The organism is Nonomuraea sp. NPDC048892, from assembly GCF_040649735.1.
Taxonomy (GTDB): domain Bacteria; phylum Actinomycetota; class Actinomycetes; order Streptosporangiales; family Streptosporangiaceae; genus Nonomuraea; species Nonomuraea maheshkhaliensis.
In genome coordinates this window covers 744227-758039 of record NZ_JBEZFZ010000002.1, presented here as the reverse complement: position 1 = coordinate 758039, position 13813 = coordinate 744227, and the positions used below count along the sequence as shown (strand labels likewise).

Sequence of the window (13813 nt, the reverse complement as noted above, 5' to 3'; positions counted from 1 at the left end):
GGGCACTTGTCGGCCTGGGCACTGTCGGCCTGGGCACTGTCGACCTGGGCTGTCGACCTGGGCTGTCGACCTGGGCTGTCGACCTGGGCTGTCGACCTGGGCTGTCGACCTGGGCTCAGTCGGTGGCTTCGCCGGCCTCGGCGGCTTCGGCGGTTTTTGCGGTTTTTGTGGTTTCGGCGACTCCCGCGGACAGGAGCATCGTTCCCGGCCCTTGAGCCGCCCCCGGGCCGCGGACGGCCGTCACCGTGTCCGCCGTGGCCGCGCCCCCGCAGTGCGGGCACGTGACGACGGGCGTGAACTGCTCGCCGCAGTCGTGCACCAGCAGCGCGGGCGGCCCGCCGGGCGGGGTGGCCCACCGGTCGCCCCAGGCCATCAGCGTCATCAGCGCGGGCACGATGTCACGCCCGGCCCGCGACAGCACGTACTCGTGGCGCGGCGGGCGCTCCTGGTAGCGCCGCTTCTCCACCACCCCCGACGTCACCAGGTGCTCCAGGCGGCGGGTCAGCAGGTTGCGCGAGATCCCCAGGTCCTCCGCCAGGTCGTCGAACCGGCACAGGCCGAGGAACAGGTCACGCAGGATCAGCGGCGTCCACGGCTCGCCGACGACGCCGACGGCCTGGGCGATGGAGCAGTGCATCTCACCGAACCTGTTCATGACCCCAGGATAGTGGGTTGATAAAGTGAACCCATGACAGTTCACATTCAGGACTCACCGGCGCTGGCGTACCGGCGGGCCGGCGAGGAGCACGACCTCGACGCCCTGACGGCCACGCTCGCCGCCGACGTCGCCTTCCACTCCCCGCTCAGCGGCCGGGCCGCGTTCCGGGGCAGGGAGCAGGTGAACCGGCTGTTCTCCGTCGTCCTGGACACCGTCTCCGACCTCCGCTACCAGAGCGACATAGGCGACGAGCACACGCGGGCGGTGACGGCCACCGCGCGGGTCGGGCGCATGACGATGCACGAGACGGCCGTCCTGCGGTTCGACGAGGAGGGGCTGATCGAGGAGCTCACCATGTGGATCAGGCCGCTGCCCGCGCTCACCGCGATGATGGCCGCACTCGGCCCCGGCCTGGCCAGGGCGTCCGGCCGGCCCGGCCTGGCGCTGCTGGTCGGGGCCGCGGTCAAGCCGCTGGCCGCGATCACCCGCCTCGGCGACAGGACCCTCGTCCCACTGCTGACCCCACCTCGACAGGAACGGCCCTCCCACCTCGACAGGAACAGCTCTCCAGAACGAGAGCACCGCTCTTGACAGCGACGTTCCCTTGACGAGAGCATTGCTCTCATAGCAGAGCGACGCACCTTCAAGGGAGCACCGATGACCACCCCTCGGCTGACCGCCGCCGCCTACGCCTCCAGTGGGCTGCTCTTCCTCCTCTATCCGGCGATCCGCCCCTCGACCGACGACGCCGCCGCCATGGCCTCCACCGCGTGGGTGACCGGGCATGCGGCCGCGATGATCGGGTTCATCCTGCTCGGCCTGGGCGTGCTCGGGCTGCACCAGGTGCTCGGCGACCGGCTCTCGCTGCGGGCCGCCGTGGTGACGTGGATCGGGGCGGGCCTGACGCTGCCGTACTACGGGGCCGAGGACTTCGGGCTGAACGTCATCGCCCAGCGCTCCCTGCGCGACGGCGCGCCGGCGCTGATGGAACTGGCCGAGGAGTTCCGGTACGGGCCCGTCGCGGTCACCATGTTCGCCGTCGGGCTGGTGCTGCTCGGCGTCGGGACCGTCATGGCGGCGGTCTCGATCTGGCGCTCGGGTACGCTGCTGCGGTGGAGCGGCGTGCCGCTGGCGGCGGGGTTCGCGCTGTTCATCCCGCAGTTCTTCGGGCCTTACCCACTGCGGGTCGTCCACGGCGCGCTCATCCTGGTGGGCGGGGTGTGGTTGGCGGCGGTGCTGTGGCGGTCGGGCTCGCTCGCGGGACGTCAGCGCGCCGGCGTCACCCGGACGTGAAGCACGCCGTCCGGCCGGGGGTGGGCGGTCATGCCGGCGCGGGCGAGCGCGGAGACACGGGCCCTCGTGCGGACCGGCCCGGCCGCGTACGCGTCGGCGCAGGTCACGACGCAGACACCGTCGTCCCCGCCGGCGACGGTGACGTCGTACGGCCCTCCCGCCGCCCGGTCGTTCCGCCTTCCCGCCGCCCGGTCGTGGCGCTCGCCCGCCAGCCGTACGCGGGCTCGTAGCGCATCGGGGTGCCCAGGTGGCACGCCTGGAAGTGCGGCGCCTCCAGATGGGCGACCTCGTCGGCGGCATCACCGCCGGCCGCGTAACGATCACCTGGGTAGCGCTCGGTCGCGTCACGGCCGGCCGCGTAATCGTCGGGCGCAAGGCGATCGACCGCCGGGCGATCGGCCCCACCCGACCAAGCACGGCACATCAGGTCACCTCGCCACCGTCCTCGTCTTCACCCTCGTCTGCGGTCCGGCCCGCTGCCCCATTCGGCCGAACCGAAACCTCAGCCGGGACCCAGGCAGGACTGTGAGCCCGGAGCCGGGAGCGAAACGTCAGCCCAGGACCCCCGAGCGGGACCGGGAAGGGAACGTCAGCCCAGTCCCCAGAAGCTGAAAAATCAGAAAATCCGTGCCCAGGTCCGGATTTGTCACCTTCGGGAAGGACTGGCACGGCTCTCCCCGGTCAGCGGGTGAGTGAAGAGGTCCAGCAGAGGGCTTCGTCTCGCGACACAGTCGAGGCGCGCCCCTGGACGGACCCCTTCGGGCCGGGCGGCACGCCGTACAGGCAGGGACACGACACACCATGGCCGTCCAACCCCCCGCGCTTGAGTGCATGACCGCAGAAGAACTCCTCGACGAGCTGAACCGGCCGGACGTCGGCGCCCGGCGCCGCGCCCAGGTCCGCGAACGGCTGGTGGAGATGCACCAGTGGCTGGTCACCGAGGTCACCCGCCGCTACTCCGCCCGCGGCGAGCCGGTCGACGACCTGCGCCAGGCCGCCTACCTCGGCCTGGTCAAGGCCATCAACGGCTTCGACACGAGCCTCGGCCACGAGTTCCGCGGGTACGCGGCGATCACCGTGTCGGGCGAGGTCAAGCGGCACTTCAGAGACCGTACGTGGGCCATTCGGGTGCCGCGTCTGTTCCAGGAGCGCCGCGCCGAGCTCAAGCGAGCCACCGCCGACCTGACCCAGGAGTTGGGCCGCACACCGACCACGGCCGACCTGGCCACCAGAATGGAGCTGTCGCAGGAGGAGGTGCTGCGCAGCATGGACGCCTCGGCCGCGTACAGCACCCTGTCCCTGGACGCGCCGGTCGGCGACGACTCCGGCGGCGGCCGGGCCTGCCTGGGCGACCTCATCCCCGACCGCGACACCACGCTGGACACCGTGATCGACGCGGCGGCCGTCCGGCCGCTCGTCGCGGCCCTGCCCGACCGCGAACGCCACATCCTGCTGCTGCGCTTCTACGGCAACCTGACCCAGGCCGAGATCGCCGAGGAGTTCGGCATCTCCCAGATGCACGTCTCCCGCATCCTGCGCGGCGTGCTGACCGGGCTGCGCGAGTCGCTCAACACCGCCGACACCCGCCCGTCCCCCACCTCCTTCACCGCCGCCTGACCACACCGCCGCCACACGCACCGCCACCTGACCACGTAGCCGCCCCGCCGCCCGACCGCTCCGCCGCCACAACACCGCCGCCCGACCACATCGCCGCGTTACCGCATCGCCGCGTTACCGCATCGCCGCCCGAACGCTTCGCCCGCCGGGCGGGACGATGATCGCCCTCCTGTGATACCTTGGCCACCGCCGTGAGCCAGTGCGAACCGAGGAGGTGAGTCCCATCAACGCTGTGACATGCCGGGCCTCCCTCTCTCCCACGGCCTAGGGAGAGCCCGCGGGCATCCCGAAAGGCTTTCCACGTTCATGCGCATCATCTCCGAGACGTCGTCCGACGGCGTCCGCGAACAACTCTTCACCCTCGGCGACGTCCCCGGCGTGCTCTGGACGCCGGAAGACGCCACAGGCACCCGTCCGGTCATCGTGATGGGCCACGGCGGCGGCCAGCACAAGAAAACCCCCGGCGTCCTGACCCGCGCGCACCGCTTCGTCCGCGAGCGCGGCTTCGCGGTGGTCGCGGCCGACGTGCCCGGCCACGGCGACCGGCCGGTTGACCCGGAACTCGACCGCATCAATACCGAGAACCAGGCACGGGTGGCGGCCGGCGAGGACCTGGCCGCGCTGATCGCCGAGTTCCAGGCCCTCGTAGCCCGGCAGACCGTACCGGAATGGCAGGCCATGCTGGACGCGGTCCAGCACCTGGACCACGTCGGCCCCGGCCCGGCCGGCTACTGGGGCGTCTCACTCGGCTGCGGCCTCGGCGTCCCGTTCGTCGCAGCCGAACCCCGCATCCGCGCCGCAGTACTCGGACTCGGCGGAGCCGCTGCCACGGCCGAACTCGCGGCCCAGATCACCGTACCCGTGGAGTTCCTGGTGCAGTGGGACGACGAACGAGTACCACGGTCCCAGAGCCTGGCCCTGTTCGACGCTCTGGGCTCAGCCGAGAAGACCCTGCACGCCAACCCGGGCAAGCACGCGGACATCCTGCCGGCGTACGAACTGGACAGCACGCTGAGCTTCTTCACCCGCCACCTGACCTAACCGCCAGCCGAGACCTTGCCCGAGCGGTCCTCGCTCCGCTCGGGCAGTCCCGCCTCCGCGCAAAAGGTCATCACAATAGGGCGCTTCGCGCACGGAGCTCAGCCGCTACTCCCAGTCGAGCCAAGCCTCGACCCCGGGCACGTCCCACGAAATGTCTCGGCGTTCCATGACGATGTGCTGTGGTCGCGCAAGGGAGGGACGGTGACCGTTGATGGCCGTCCCTCCTGCACAGATCCGGGCGCGCGTAGCCGCAGACCGCAAGACCGTCACGCCACCCCGGCGAAGATCCACTTCGTGTTCCAGGCTTCCAGCATCCACGGAAGCACACGGCGCGCGGGCCGGAATCCGGCTGGAAGGCGCGCTGGTCCTCACCGATGTGGCGTTGCAGACCGATGGTCAGCCCGGCCGCGTCGAACACCTGGTGCACAGCGTCGGTGACGTGCTCGGCGTCGTCGGCGCTCAGCCGCACCGAGCCGAGCTGGTCGGCGAGCAGGCCGATGTGGGTGGCGAAGTGCCGGCAGGCCTTGGCCAACGCGGTTACCGGGTCGGCTCCGTCATCTGGCTGAACACGCGGATCGAGCCCAGGACATTCCTATGCTGCGGACGTTCGTGGATGACAGCCAAGGGGATCTTGATTCCCGCGGATTGATCAAAATGGCGTCATCGGCTACTTCGACAAGCGGCACCCGTACGACGTCACCCTGTGGCCCGTCGACCAGGGCCACACAACCGATGGCGCAGGGCATAGTCCCAGTCGCCGTGGAAGGCATGCCGGGTCGGGGCAGGGCAGCCATCTCCACGTCATTCTCTGCGGACCGCGGTCGGGTAGCCGCCGGAGTCTCACCCGCGGTCCGGTTCGTGTGGTGGTCGCTGCGATGGTGGCCGACGCTACCCCTATGCCCTTATGAATGCCTCAAGCCGAGGACTCGGAATCAGGTGTAGCCGAGTTGTTCCGGCAACAGGGGCAGTCGCTTCGACATCCGCAGGCTGTCTCGCCCGGCTTGGCGACCGGGACGACGAGCATGGGCTCAGCTCCTCGAACCGGTCGTACATAAGGCTGTCCCGAGGACGGGTCGTGTCCGATTCCCTTCAAGATGTGTCCGGTGCCCTTGGGAAAGCAGAACATCTCGTGGGGTCCGGCGCGATACCAGTCCTTGCCTTCTGGGGGCTGTGTGGCGAAGACATCATCGAAGTCCGCACCGGCCTCTCCCATCAGCATGTAGGAGATCCCGATACGGTCGATCGTTGGGGTCTTGCCCTGCATGACCTCCTGGACGAACTGCATCCAGGTCGGGTCAAGGCACATGGGGCCGGGAGCCGGTTGACCGGGGGGAGTCGGCACGCAGATCCAGTCGGGCGACCCTTCCCTGAGGACTGTCTTCATGTCGGAATCCAGAACCGTGGCCGTCTCCGCGATGAAGCGCGGGGCGGCACTGAGCGCGTCCCGGATCTTCTCTTCCTTCGTAGGCTCTCCGCGTTCTGACACGATCATTCCCTCGCAGAGCGTATGCGGTTCGAACTCAAAGGCAAGTCCGTCTTCGCTTTGGTCGAAGCTTCACATCGGCATGTCCCGACACGGACGGTATGTTCCCCGACACGGACCGTATATTCACGGTGTAAATTCCACGCGTTGTGCGATGCCTTGCTGGCGCGACTGGGCGTCGCCATTGCCGGGGTCAGGCGGTCTGTTCGCCGCCGGCGACGGCATACGTTGAGTCATGGCTTGTTGTGGCCTGTGAGGAGGTCAGGTCGATCCCTTGCCTGTCCCCGGGCCGAATCGGTGCCGGTACTCCAACGGAGTGAGCCCGATCTTGCGACGTATCAGTGCGCGCAAGTTGGCAGCGGTGCCCAGCCCGCTGTGCCGCGCGACCGTCTCGAAGCGCGACTCGCCCCGCTCGATCAGCCGGCATGCCAGGGCGAGTCGTTCCCCTGTGAGCCACGCCAGCGGTGTGGTGCCCATCTGCGCGTGGAAACGGCGATGCAGGGTGGCCGGACTGACCGAGGCGCGCGCTGCGAGGTCGGACACCGTGAGCGGGGCGTCCAGATGCTCCTGTGCCCAGGCGAGGACAGGCGCCAAGGACTCGTCCGGCACCGCGGGCACGGGCCGCTCCACGAACTGCCGTTGCCCGCCGTCGCGGTGGGCGGCGAAGACCAGCCGTCGGCTCACTGAATTGGCGACTTCCGCGCCGTGATCGCCGCGGACGATGTGCAGGCCGAGGTCGAGCGCGGCTGCGCTTCCCGCGGCCGTGAGAATGTCGCCGTCGTCCACGAACAACACGTCTGTTTCGAGCCGGACGGAAGGGAAGCGGGCTCGGAAGGAATCCGCCCACTGCCAGTGCGCGGTGGCCCGGCGCCCGTCGAGGACCCCGGCCTCGGCCAAAGTGAAAGCACCGCTGCAGAAGCCGACCAGGCGGGCGCCGCGCGCGTGCGCCCGCCGGATGGCATCGAGCACGGCGGTTCTGCGGGGCACCTCGACGTCGGGACGGTTCGGGACGATCAACGTATCTGCCGACTCAGCCGCTTCCAGGCCGGTGACGCCCGTGAGGGTGAAGAACCCGTCCCTCATCAGGGTGCGCGGCTCGGGGGAACACAGGCGAAAGTCGTAGAGATCGCGTCCGAGCTCGGGCCTGCGCAGGCCGAAGATCTCGGTCGCGCAGCCCAGCTCGAAGGGGTTGGAGTTCTCGTCCACGATCACGACGACCCGGTGCGGGCCGGCAGCGTGCGAGGATCCTTGCGTCATGTGCTATTCCTAGCACTCACACTGAGTACGCCCCATGCGCCAGGATTTACGCATGAGTATCGAACCCGTCGCCCTCAGTAAGGCCCTCGCCTCCTTCGACGCCCTGTGGAGCCCTCGCATAGTCACGCGCGTCAACGACTACGACGTACGCATCGCCAAGGTCGAGGGCGAGCACATCTGGCACGTCCATGACGACACTGACGAGTTCTTCCTGGTTCTCGATGGGGAGTTGCACATCGCCTTGCGTGAGCCCAGTGGGGAGCGTGTGGTCCGGCTCCCTGCGGGCGCGGTGTTCACCGTCCCCCGTGGCACGGAGCACAAGCCGTCCGCGCCCACCGGCGCCGCGATTCTCATGTTCGAGCCCACTGGGACACCGACAGTCGGTGACCGTCATGCCGAGATCCCTGACCACATCGACGCGACGACAGGGCACGCGCTCGGGTTCCTTGTCAACGGCCGAAAGGCTCCGCGTGATTGCTCAACCTGAATTCGCCGGTCAGACCGTCCATCGCGGGGCGTACTCCAGGTGGATCTCCTGCCCGCTGCCTGGCTTCAGATGCGGCCAATAGAACAGCCGGCAGACGTGATAGTTGCAGCCGCCCGAGAGGTACAGCAAGGTCGCGGCGGCGGGCGGCCCTTCCTTCGCCACGGCGAAGAAGTGGCGGGCCGGCTGCCGGAACGCCGCCGTGCTGCCGGTCAGAAACAGCGTCTCGGCGTGCACGCGCTGGTGGAGCGTGACCTTGTTCTCCTGGTAGTTCAGGGCCCGGTAGTCGATCTCCTCGTCGGCGGGTAGGTCGTTGTCCGGCATGCTCGCCGTCCGTATTTCGCACGAAGGGTTTCCAGCGGTGATCCGCTTTCGTACCTGTTTCCAGCGGGAGGGCGGGAACTGCAGCGAGTGGTGGACGAGCACTAGATCAAGCGGCCGGTCCGGGCACCTCTCCTCCTTGTCCCAGTCGAGGTTGACCCCAGGGGCGGACGGCGTGGCGCGCATCGGCAGGTAGACCAAAGAGCGCGGCGATCGGGCCGCGAGCAGCACGTCATCGGCCGAACACCGACATCGCGATCACGCTGTGACCAGGGCACCCGGCACGAAGCCCAAACAGGTGGTTCTGTAGGCGAGTTGCGGCAGCGTTTGTGGGTCAGCTGTCCCGTGACAGCGGAGGCGCTGAGCGCTGGGGTGTGTTGATGAGAAATGACAGCGCTCGATGGTTGCGGTGAGAGTATCGGGGGGGCTGCAGCCCGTAAGGGAGCCGTCGTGTGCCTCGGAGCTGGTGGTCTATGACGGCCCTGAGGAAGTGGCCCGGCATGAGCGGCTGCCGGCCAAGGCCGGCATGCGGCAGCCGAGGGGCGGGATCGGGTTGCGGTGGCGGCCGCCGGGCCGGGAGAGTGCCACGATGACGGAGATTCTTCTCTTGCCCGGTGGTGGGCGGAGGTCCACGGACTGGCGGCTCGCCGCGCCGTTGCTGGAGGCGGCGGGGCTGCGCACGGTGGCGGTCGATTTGCCGGATCTGGGCTCGTGGTCTTGGGCTGGAGCCGTCGAGTCCGTAGGTGAGGCGATCAACGACCACGACTTGGAGCATCCCGCCGTGGTCGGGCACTCGCTGGGCGGCATCGTCGCGGCCCTGTGGGCCTCAGAGCACCCCGAGTGCCCGCTCGCGGTCAATCTGGACGGGCACACCAATCCCACCGGGCCTTTCGACGGAGTCGACCCGGTCGGCGCCGAGCACACAATGCGCGCGTTCCTCGCCGAACAGACGGCGGGCGATCCGGAGATGACTCACTTCATCGCGCAGATGGACGCGCTCGACCTCATCGCCGTCTACCGGGCGGCCCGCTGTCCCCTCCTCGTCGTCTCCTCCAGCGGCTCGGACCTGAGTGCGATGTTGCCCCCGGCCGTCTCGCTGGCCTTCGACGCCTACGTCCGCGGCTTCGCTCGCGAACTGAAGACGGCCGCCGCGCAGACTCCGCTGCTCTCCCTCGCCGACCTGGCCACCGGCCACGACATGCACCTGGAGGCCCCGCACGAAGTGGCGCGCCTCATCCTCGGCCATCTGAGCTCCGGCCTCCATCCGAGCCCGTGATCCCCAGCTCCCTCCCACCGCGACTGAAGACCATTCAGCGCCCGCTTCCGCGTGATCATGACGGAGCGCTCGGTGATGCGGCCGCACCGGTTCCGTGCGGCTCCCCGTACCCGAGCGTGACGGAACGGGGACGGTCGTGGCCGGAGCGGCGGGCGGGGTGGGGTCGGGCGCGTGAGATGCTGCTTTCGTGACCAGGACTGAGCATGCCGAGCCGGCTCCGCGCCGCCGGCGGGGCCGTCCGGGCTACGACCAGCAGGCGATCCTGCGTGCCGCGGTCGAGCTGTTCAACCGCCGCGGCTACGACGCCACCAGCATGGGCGACCTGGCCAAGGAGCTGGGGCTGACCAAGGCCGCCATCTACCACCACGTCACGAGCAAGGAGCAACTGCTCGCCCAGGCGCTGGACGACGCACTCGACGAGCTGACCGCCGTCGTCACCGAGGCGTCGCGGAAGCAGGCCGGGGTCAGCGCGTACCAGCGGCTGCGCGAAGTGCTGCGGCGCAGCGTGGAGGTGCTGGTGGCGCATCAACCGTCCGTCACGCTGCTGCTGCGGGTGCGCGGCAACAGCGAGATCGAGCTGGCGGCTTTGGAACGGCGGCGCTGGCTGGACGACCGGCTGGCCGCGCTCGTGGCCGACGCCGTCGCCGAGGGCGCGCTGCGTGACAGCGTGCCGCCTGGGCTGGTGAGCCGGCTGCTGTTCGGCATGGTCAACTCGCTGGTCGAGTGGTATCGGCCGGATGGCGCGTACGATCTGGCGCTGGTCGCCGACGCGATCACCGCCATCGCCTTCGACGGCCTGGCCAAACACGAGATTTGAGCCGGTGTCGCGGCCGGATACCCGCCGAACCGGTCAAAGCGGTCGCTGATGCGGTAGTGCGGCTCCTGAACCGGTCAAGGGTGCTCGTCTGTACGGCTCCCCTACTGGTCAGCGGCCCTCGTCGGTACGGCTTCTGCGTTGGCGGCGGTCCAGGAACGCGGTCATGCGGGCCTCTTTGTCTTCTGTCTCGAACAGCACGGCCTGTGCCACGTCGTCCACGAACGGGTGCGCGTCCCTGGGCGCGTGGAAGACGGACTTCATCAGCCTGGTCGCCAGCGGCGCCTGGGCGGTGATGCGGTCGGCGAGCCGGTGGCCGGCGGTGAGCAGGTCCTCGGGTTCGACGATCTCGTTGAGCAGCCGTACGGCGTGCGCCTCGGCGGCCGTCAGCACGCGGCCCGCGAGCAGGATCTCCTTGGCCAGCGGCTCCCCCACGAGCGCGGCCAGCCGCCACGCCGCACCGGCCGCGGCGATGATGCCGAGGCCCGTCTCCGGGTTGCCGATCTTGGTACGCGGCGTGCCGATGCGGAAGTCGCAGGCGTAGGCGAGCTCGGCGCCGCCGCCCAGGGCGTACCCGTCGAGCAGGCCGATGACCGGCATCGGCAGCCGGTGCACCCGTTCGAAGATCTTGGAGTTGATGCCGCGCAGCGCGTCGTCGCGGCCGCGCTCGCGGAGCTGGGCGATGTCCGCGCCGGCCGCGAACGTGCCGCCCTCGCCGATGATCAGAACGACTTTCGGGTCGTCCTCGACGGCGGCGCACGCCTCGTGCAGCGCGGCGACGAGCTCGCGGTCGATGGCGTTGCGCACCTCGGGCCGGTTGAGCCGCCACACGACCCGGTCCTCGCCCTCCTCGACGAGCAGGCCTGACGACGGGACGGCGGAGTGTTCGGGCACGTGGCGGCTCCTGTGGTCGGTCGCGGGCGGGTCGGGGCCAGTCGGCGTTCGGTAATGGCGGTCGGTGTCCGGATCGGTGAGCGGTGCGGGGGTCAGGCGTCGTAGTCGACGGTCACGTTCTCCCCCACCGGGTACGTCTGGCAGGTCAGGACGAATCCGGCGGCCACCTCGGACGGTTCGAGCGCGTAGTTGCGCCGCATGTCCACCTCTCCGGAACGCACCACCGCGCGACACGTCCCGCACACCCCGCCCTTGCAGGCGAACGGCAGGTCGGCGCGGGTGGCCTGGGCGGCGTCGAGGATCGGCGTGTCTCGGGAGACGGTCGAGGTGGTCCGCAGCCCGTCCAGTACGGTCGTCAGCTCCGTGGTCGCCCCGGCCGGGATCCCGCCGCCGGTCCGTCTCGGCGGAGGCGGCGGCGCGTCGGCGTAGAAGAGCTCGACGTGGACGCGTTCCGCGGGCACGCCCAGCTCGGCGAGCACCGCGCGGGCCTCCTCGATCATGCGCAGCGGCCCGCACAGCCAGACGTGGTCGAACACCTCGACCGGCACGAGCGCGGTGAGCAGGCGGCGCAGCCGGTCGCCGTCGAGCCGGCCGGACAGCAGCTCGACGTCGCGCGGCTCGCGCGAGAGTGTGTGCACGACCTGGAGCCGGGGGCCGTAGCGGTTCTTCAGGTCGCCGAGTTCCTCGGCGAACATCACGGTACGGCTCGTACGGTTGCCGTACAGGAGCGAGACCTGCGCGGCGGGGTGGGTGAGGACGGTCGCGGCGACCGACAGCATGGGGGTGATGCCGGAGCCGGCGGCGACGCACAGGTGCCGCTCGCCTGTGCCGGGGTCGGCCCGCCAGGAGCCGGTGGGCGGCTGGACGTCGATCCGGGTGCCCGGCCGCACCTCGTGGACGAGCCAGGAGGAGAACAGCCCGCCGGGGATTTCGCGGACGCCGATGCGCGGTGCGGCGCCGGCGGGGGCGCAGATCGAGTAGGAGCGGCGGTGTTCCTGTCCGTCGATCACGCGGCGCAGGGTGAGGGACTGGCCGGCGCTGAAGGCGTACGCGTCGCGCAGCTCGCCGGGGACGTCGAACGTGATCGCGGCGGCGTCCTCGCACAGGCGGTCCACCGCCGACACGGCCAGCGGGTGGAAGACGGCGGCCCGGGAACGGGCCGGGCCTGGCGCGAGCGTGGTCATGCTCAGATCTCCTTGACGTGCTCGAACGGTTCGAGGCAGCCGGTGCAGCGGTAGAGGGCCTTGCAGGCGGTGGCGCCGAACTCGGAGGTGAGCCGGGTGGCCGCCGAGCCGCAGCGCGGGCAGGGCGGCGCGGTGCGCGGCGGGCCGAGGGTGAGCGCGACCGGTCCCGCGCTCCGCCTGGGGGCGGGGCCGGGCGCCGACATGCCGGCCTCGTGCAGGGCGGCGCGGCCGCGTTCGGAGATCCAGTCGCTGGACCACGGCGGGTCGAGCACGATCCGCACCTCGACCCGGCCGAACCCGGCGTCGTTGAGCCGGTGGACGAGGTCGTCGCGCATGGTCGCCATGGCGGGGCAGCCGGTGTAGGTCGGCGTGATCGAGGCCACGACGACCTCCGCGCCGGCCTCGTCCCGTACCAGCTCGACGCCGCGCAGGACGCCGAGGTCGGCGAGGGTGAGCATGGGCATCTCGGGATCGCGCACCTGCCCGGCCACCTCCCTGGCGACCTGAACGGCGCTTCGGACGGCGTCCCGGCCGACCGGACTGGCGGGGCCGTGGGTGGTGTTCACCAGCGTCCGCTCGGGTGGGCGCGGGCGACCACCTGCATCTCGGCGAGCAGCCGGCTCAGGGCCTCGGTGTGCAGGCCGTCGCGGCCCGTCCGCCCGCCGACGCCGGCCAGCGGGGCCCGTTCCGGACGGGGGACGCCGCTCGTGGCGAGTACCTGGCCGAGAACGGCGTCCACCTCGCCGGGCAGGGACGAGGTGTCGGCGGCGACCCCGGCGTGGGCCAGGGAGCGTTCGAGGGGATGTGTCCCGGTCAGCTCGGCCAGCAGCGGCCACAGCTCGTCCAGGGCCGTCAGGAGCCTGCGGTGGGACTCCTCGGTGCCGAGGGCGAGCGTGAGGAACCAGCGCCCGGCCCAGTCGCGGTGGTAGGCGACCTCCTTGACGCCCTTCGCCGCCACGGCGGCCAGCACGTGGTCCCGGCTGGCGCGCAGCCGTTCGAGCAGCGCGAGCCGGGCCGCCGAGAACAGCAGCAGGCGGACGACGACGTGCGCGAAATCGCCGTTGTCCACCTCGGCCAGGCGGACGTTGCGGAAGTCCCGGTCGTCGCGGAAGAAGGCCAGCGCGTCCTCCGGCGGCACCGGCGAGCCCTCGGGCAGGACCGGCACGACACCGGGATCGGCGGCGGCAGCCCGCGCCAGCAGCAGGCGCGCCTGCCCGAGGAGGTCGAGCGCCATGTTCGCCAGCGCGATGTCCTCCTCCAGGTCGGGGGCGCGGCTGCACCACTCGGACAGGCGCTGCGACATGATCAGGGCGTCGTCGCCGAGCATGAGGCAGTACGCGGCCAGGTCGGCGGGGTCCACGCCGTCGGGCGTGGTGGTGTCGACGCCGGCCAGCGGGTCCTCGAAGTCGGTGCCGAAAGCCCACTGGGACGAGTCGCCGCCGAGCAGTCCGTCGAAGACGCTGCCGTGCTCGTCACTCAAGGGTCCGTCGT

Annotated in this window: 17 protein-coding genes; 8 read left to right on the top strand and 9 right to left on the bottom strand. The window is 70.4% G+C overall.

Annotation, left to right across the window (positions count from 1 at the left end):
* Positions 1-115 precede the first annotated feature (115 nt).
* Positions 116-655, bottom strand: coding sequence for a helix-turn-helix domain-containing protein (locus tag AB0C28_RS08800; protein WP_357842522.1), 540 nt, complete (start codon positions 653-655; stop codon positions 116-118).
* A gap of 33 nt (positions 656-688) precedes the next feature.
* Between AB0C28_RS08800 and AB0C28_RS08795 the strand changes: the two genes are divergently transcribed.
* Positions 689-1249: a nuclear transport factor 2 family protein gene (locus AB0C28_RS08795; RefSeq protein ID WP_358073491.1), complete on the top strand. Its 561-nt coding sequence runs from the start codon at positions 689-691 to the stop codon at positions 1247-1249.
* Positions 1250-1315: 66 nt separating this feature from the next.
* Positions 1316-1951: a hypothetical protein gene (locus AB0C28_RS08790; RefSeq protein ID WP_357842517.1), complete on the top strand. Its 636-nt coding sequence runs from the start codon at positions 1316-1318 to the stop codon at positions 1949-1951.
* Here AB0C28_RS08790 and AB0C28_RS08785 read toward each other — a convergent pair.
* Positions 1924-2205 carry a hypothetical protein gene (locus AB0C28_RS08785; protein ID WP_358073490.1) on the bottom strand — a complete coding sequence of 94 codons (282 nt, stop codon included), beginning with the start codon at positions 2203-2205 and terminating at the stop codon, positions 1924-1926. The two genes, AB0C28_RS08790 and AB0C28_RS08785, sit on opposite strands and share 28 nt — an antisense overlap.
* Positions 2206-2782: 577 nt before the next feature.
* Between AB0C28_RS08785 and AB0C28_RS08780 the strand changes: the two genes are divergently transcribed.
* The 3 genes from AB0C28_RS08780 (at position 2783) to AB0C28_RS08770 (ending at position 5258) form a co-directional block, all read left to right on the top strand.
* Complete coding sequence (locus AB0C28_RS08780; RefSeq protein WP_357842510.1) at positions 2783-3568, top strand: SigB/SigF/SigG family RNA polymerase sigma factor; 786 nt, start codon at positions 2783-2785, stop codon at positions 3566-3568.
* Between the two features lie 306 nt (positions 3569-3874).
* Positions 3875-4609: an alpha/beta hydrolase gene (locus AB0C28_RS08775; protein WP_358073489.1), complete on the top strand. Its 735-nt coding sequence runs from the start codon at positions 3875-3877 to the stop codon at positions 4607-4609.
* A gap of 211 nt (positions 4610-4820) precedes the next feature.
* Positions 4821-5258 (top strand): hypothetical protein, encoded by a 438-nt coding sequence (locus tag AB0C28_RS08770; protein ID WP_358073488.1) that lies wholly within the window; start codon positions 4821-4823, stop codon positions 5256-5258.
* A 264-nt stretch (positions 5259-5522) separates the two neighbouring features.
* On the opposite strand, the gene AB0C28_RS08765 is transcribed toward AB0C28_RS08770, so the two are convergent.
* Positions 5523-6101 carry a hypothetical protein gene (locus AB0C28_RS08765; protein ID WP_358073487.1) on the bottom strand — a complete coding sequence of 193 codons (579 nt, stop codon included), beginning with the start codon at positions 6099-6101 and terminating at the stop codon, positions 5523-5525.
* 252 nt (positions 6102-6353) lie between these two features.
* On the bottom strand, positions 6354-7349 hold the full coding sequence (locus AB0C28_RS08760) for a helix-turn-helix domain-containing protein (protein WP_358073486.1): 996 nt from the start codon (positions 7347-7349) through the stop codon (positions 6354-6356).
* A 52-nt stretch (positions 7350-7401) separates the two neighbouring features.
* Here AB0C28_RS08760 and AB0C28_RS08755 point away from each other — a divergent pair, with 52 nt between their 5' ends.
* Positions 7402-7836 (top strand): cupin domain-containing protein, encoded by a 435-nt coding sequence (locus AB0C28_RS08755; protein WP_358073485.1) that lies wholly within the window; start codon positions 7402-7404, stop codon positions 7834-7836.
* Between the two features lie 9 nt (positions 7837-7845).
* Here the strand turns inward: AB0C28_RS08755 and AB0C28_RS08750 are convergent, their stop codons facing one another.
* Complete coding sequence (locus tag AB0C28_RS08750) at positions 7846-8157, bottom strand: hypothetical protein (RefSeq protein WP_358073484.1); 312 nt, start codon at positions 8155-8157, stop codon at positions 7846-7848.
* Between the two features lie 586 nt (positions 8158-8743).
* Between AB0C28_RS08750 and AB0C28_RS08745 the strand changes: the two genes are divergently transcribed.
* Both AB0C28_RS08745 and AB0C28_RS08740 read left to right on the top strand, forming a co-directional pair.
* Positions 8744-9430, top strand: coding sequence for an alpha/beta hydrolase (locus tag AB0C28_RS08745; RefSeq protein WP_358073483.1), 687 nt, complete (start codon positions 8744-8746; stop codon positions 9428-9430).
* A gap of 187 nt (positions 9431-9617) precedes the next feature.
* The gene (locus tag AB0C28_RS08740) at positions 9618-10247 is read left to right on the top strand and encodes a TetR/AcrR family transcriptional regulator (protein ID WP_358073482.1); all 630 of its coding nucleotides are present in this window, start codon (positions 9618-9620) and stop codon (positions 10245-10247) included.
* Positions 10248-10355: 108 nt separating this feature from the next.
* On the opposite strand, the gene AB0C28_RS08735 is transcribed toward AB0C28_RS08740, so the two are convergent.
* From AB0C28_RS08735 to paaC, 4 genes are all read right to left on the bottom strand, one after another.
* Positions 10356-11138 carry an enoyl-CoA hydratase/isomerase family protein gene (locus AB0C28_RS08735; protein ID WP_358073481.1) on the bottom strand — a complete coding sequence of 261 codons (783 nt, stop codon included), beginning with the start codon at positions 11136-11138 and terminating at the stop codon, positions 10356-10358.
* Positions 11139-11230: 92 nt separating this feature from the next.
* Positions 11231-12322: a 1,2-phenylacetyl-CoA epoxidase subunit PaaE gene (gene paaE / locus AB0C28_RS08730; protein ID WP_357842480.1), complete on the bottom strand. Its 1092-nt coding sequence runs from the start codon at positions 12320-12322 to the stop codon at positions 11231-11233.
* Positions 12323-12324: 2 nt separating this feature from the next.
* Complete coding sequence (gene paaD, locus AB0C28_RS08725; protein ID WP_357843094.1) at positions 12325-12813, bottom strand: 1,2-phenylacetyl-CoA epoxidase subunit PaaD; 489 nt, start codon at positions 12811-12813, stop codon at positions 12325-12327.
* A gap of 71 nt (positions 12814-12884) precedes the next feature.
* The gene (gene paaC, locus AB0C28_RS08720) at positions 12885-13802 is read right to left on the bottom strand and encodes a 1,2-phenylacetyl-CoA epoxidase subunit PaaC (RefSeq protein WP_357842477.1); all 918 of its coding nucleotides are present in this window, start codon (positions 13800-13802) and stop codon (positions 12885-12887) included.
* Positions 13803-13813: the final 11 nt, after the last annotated feature.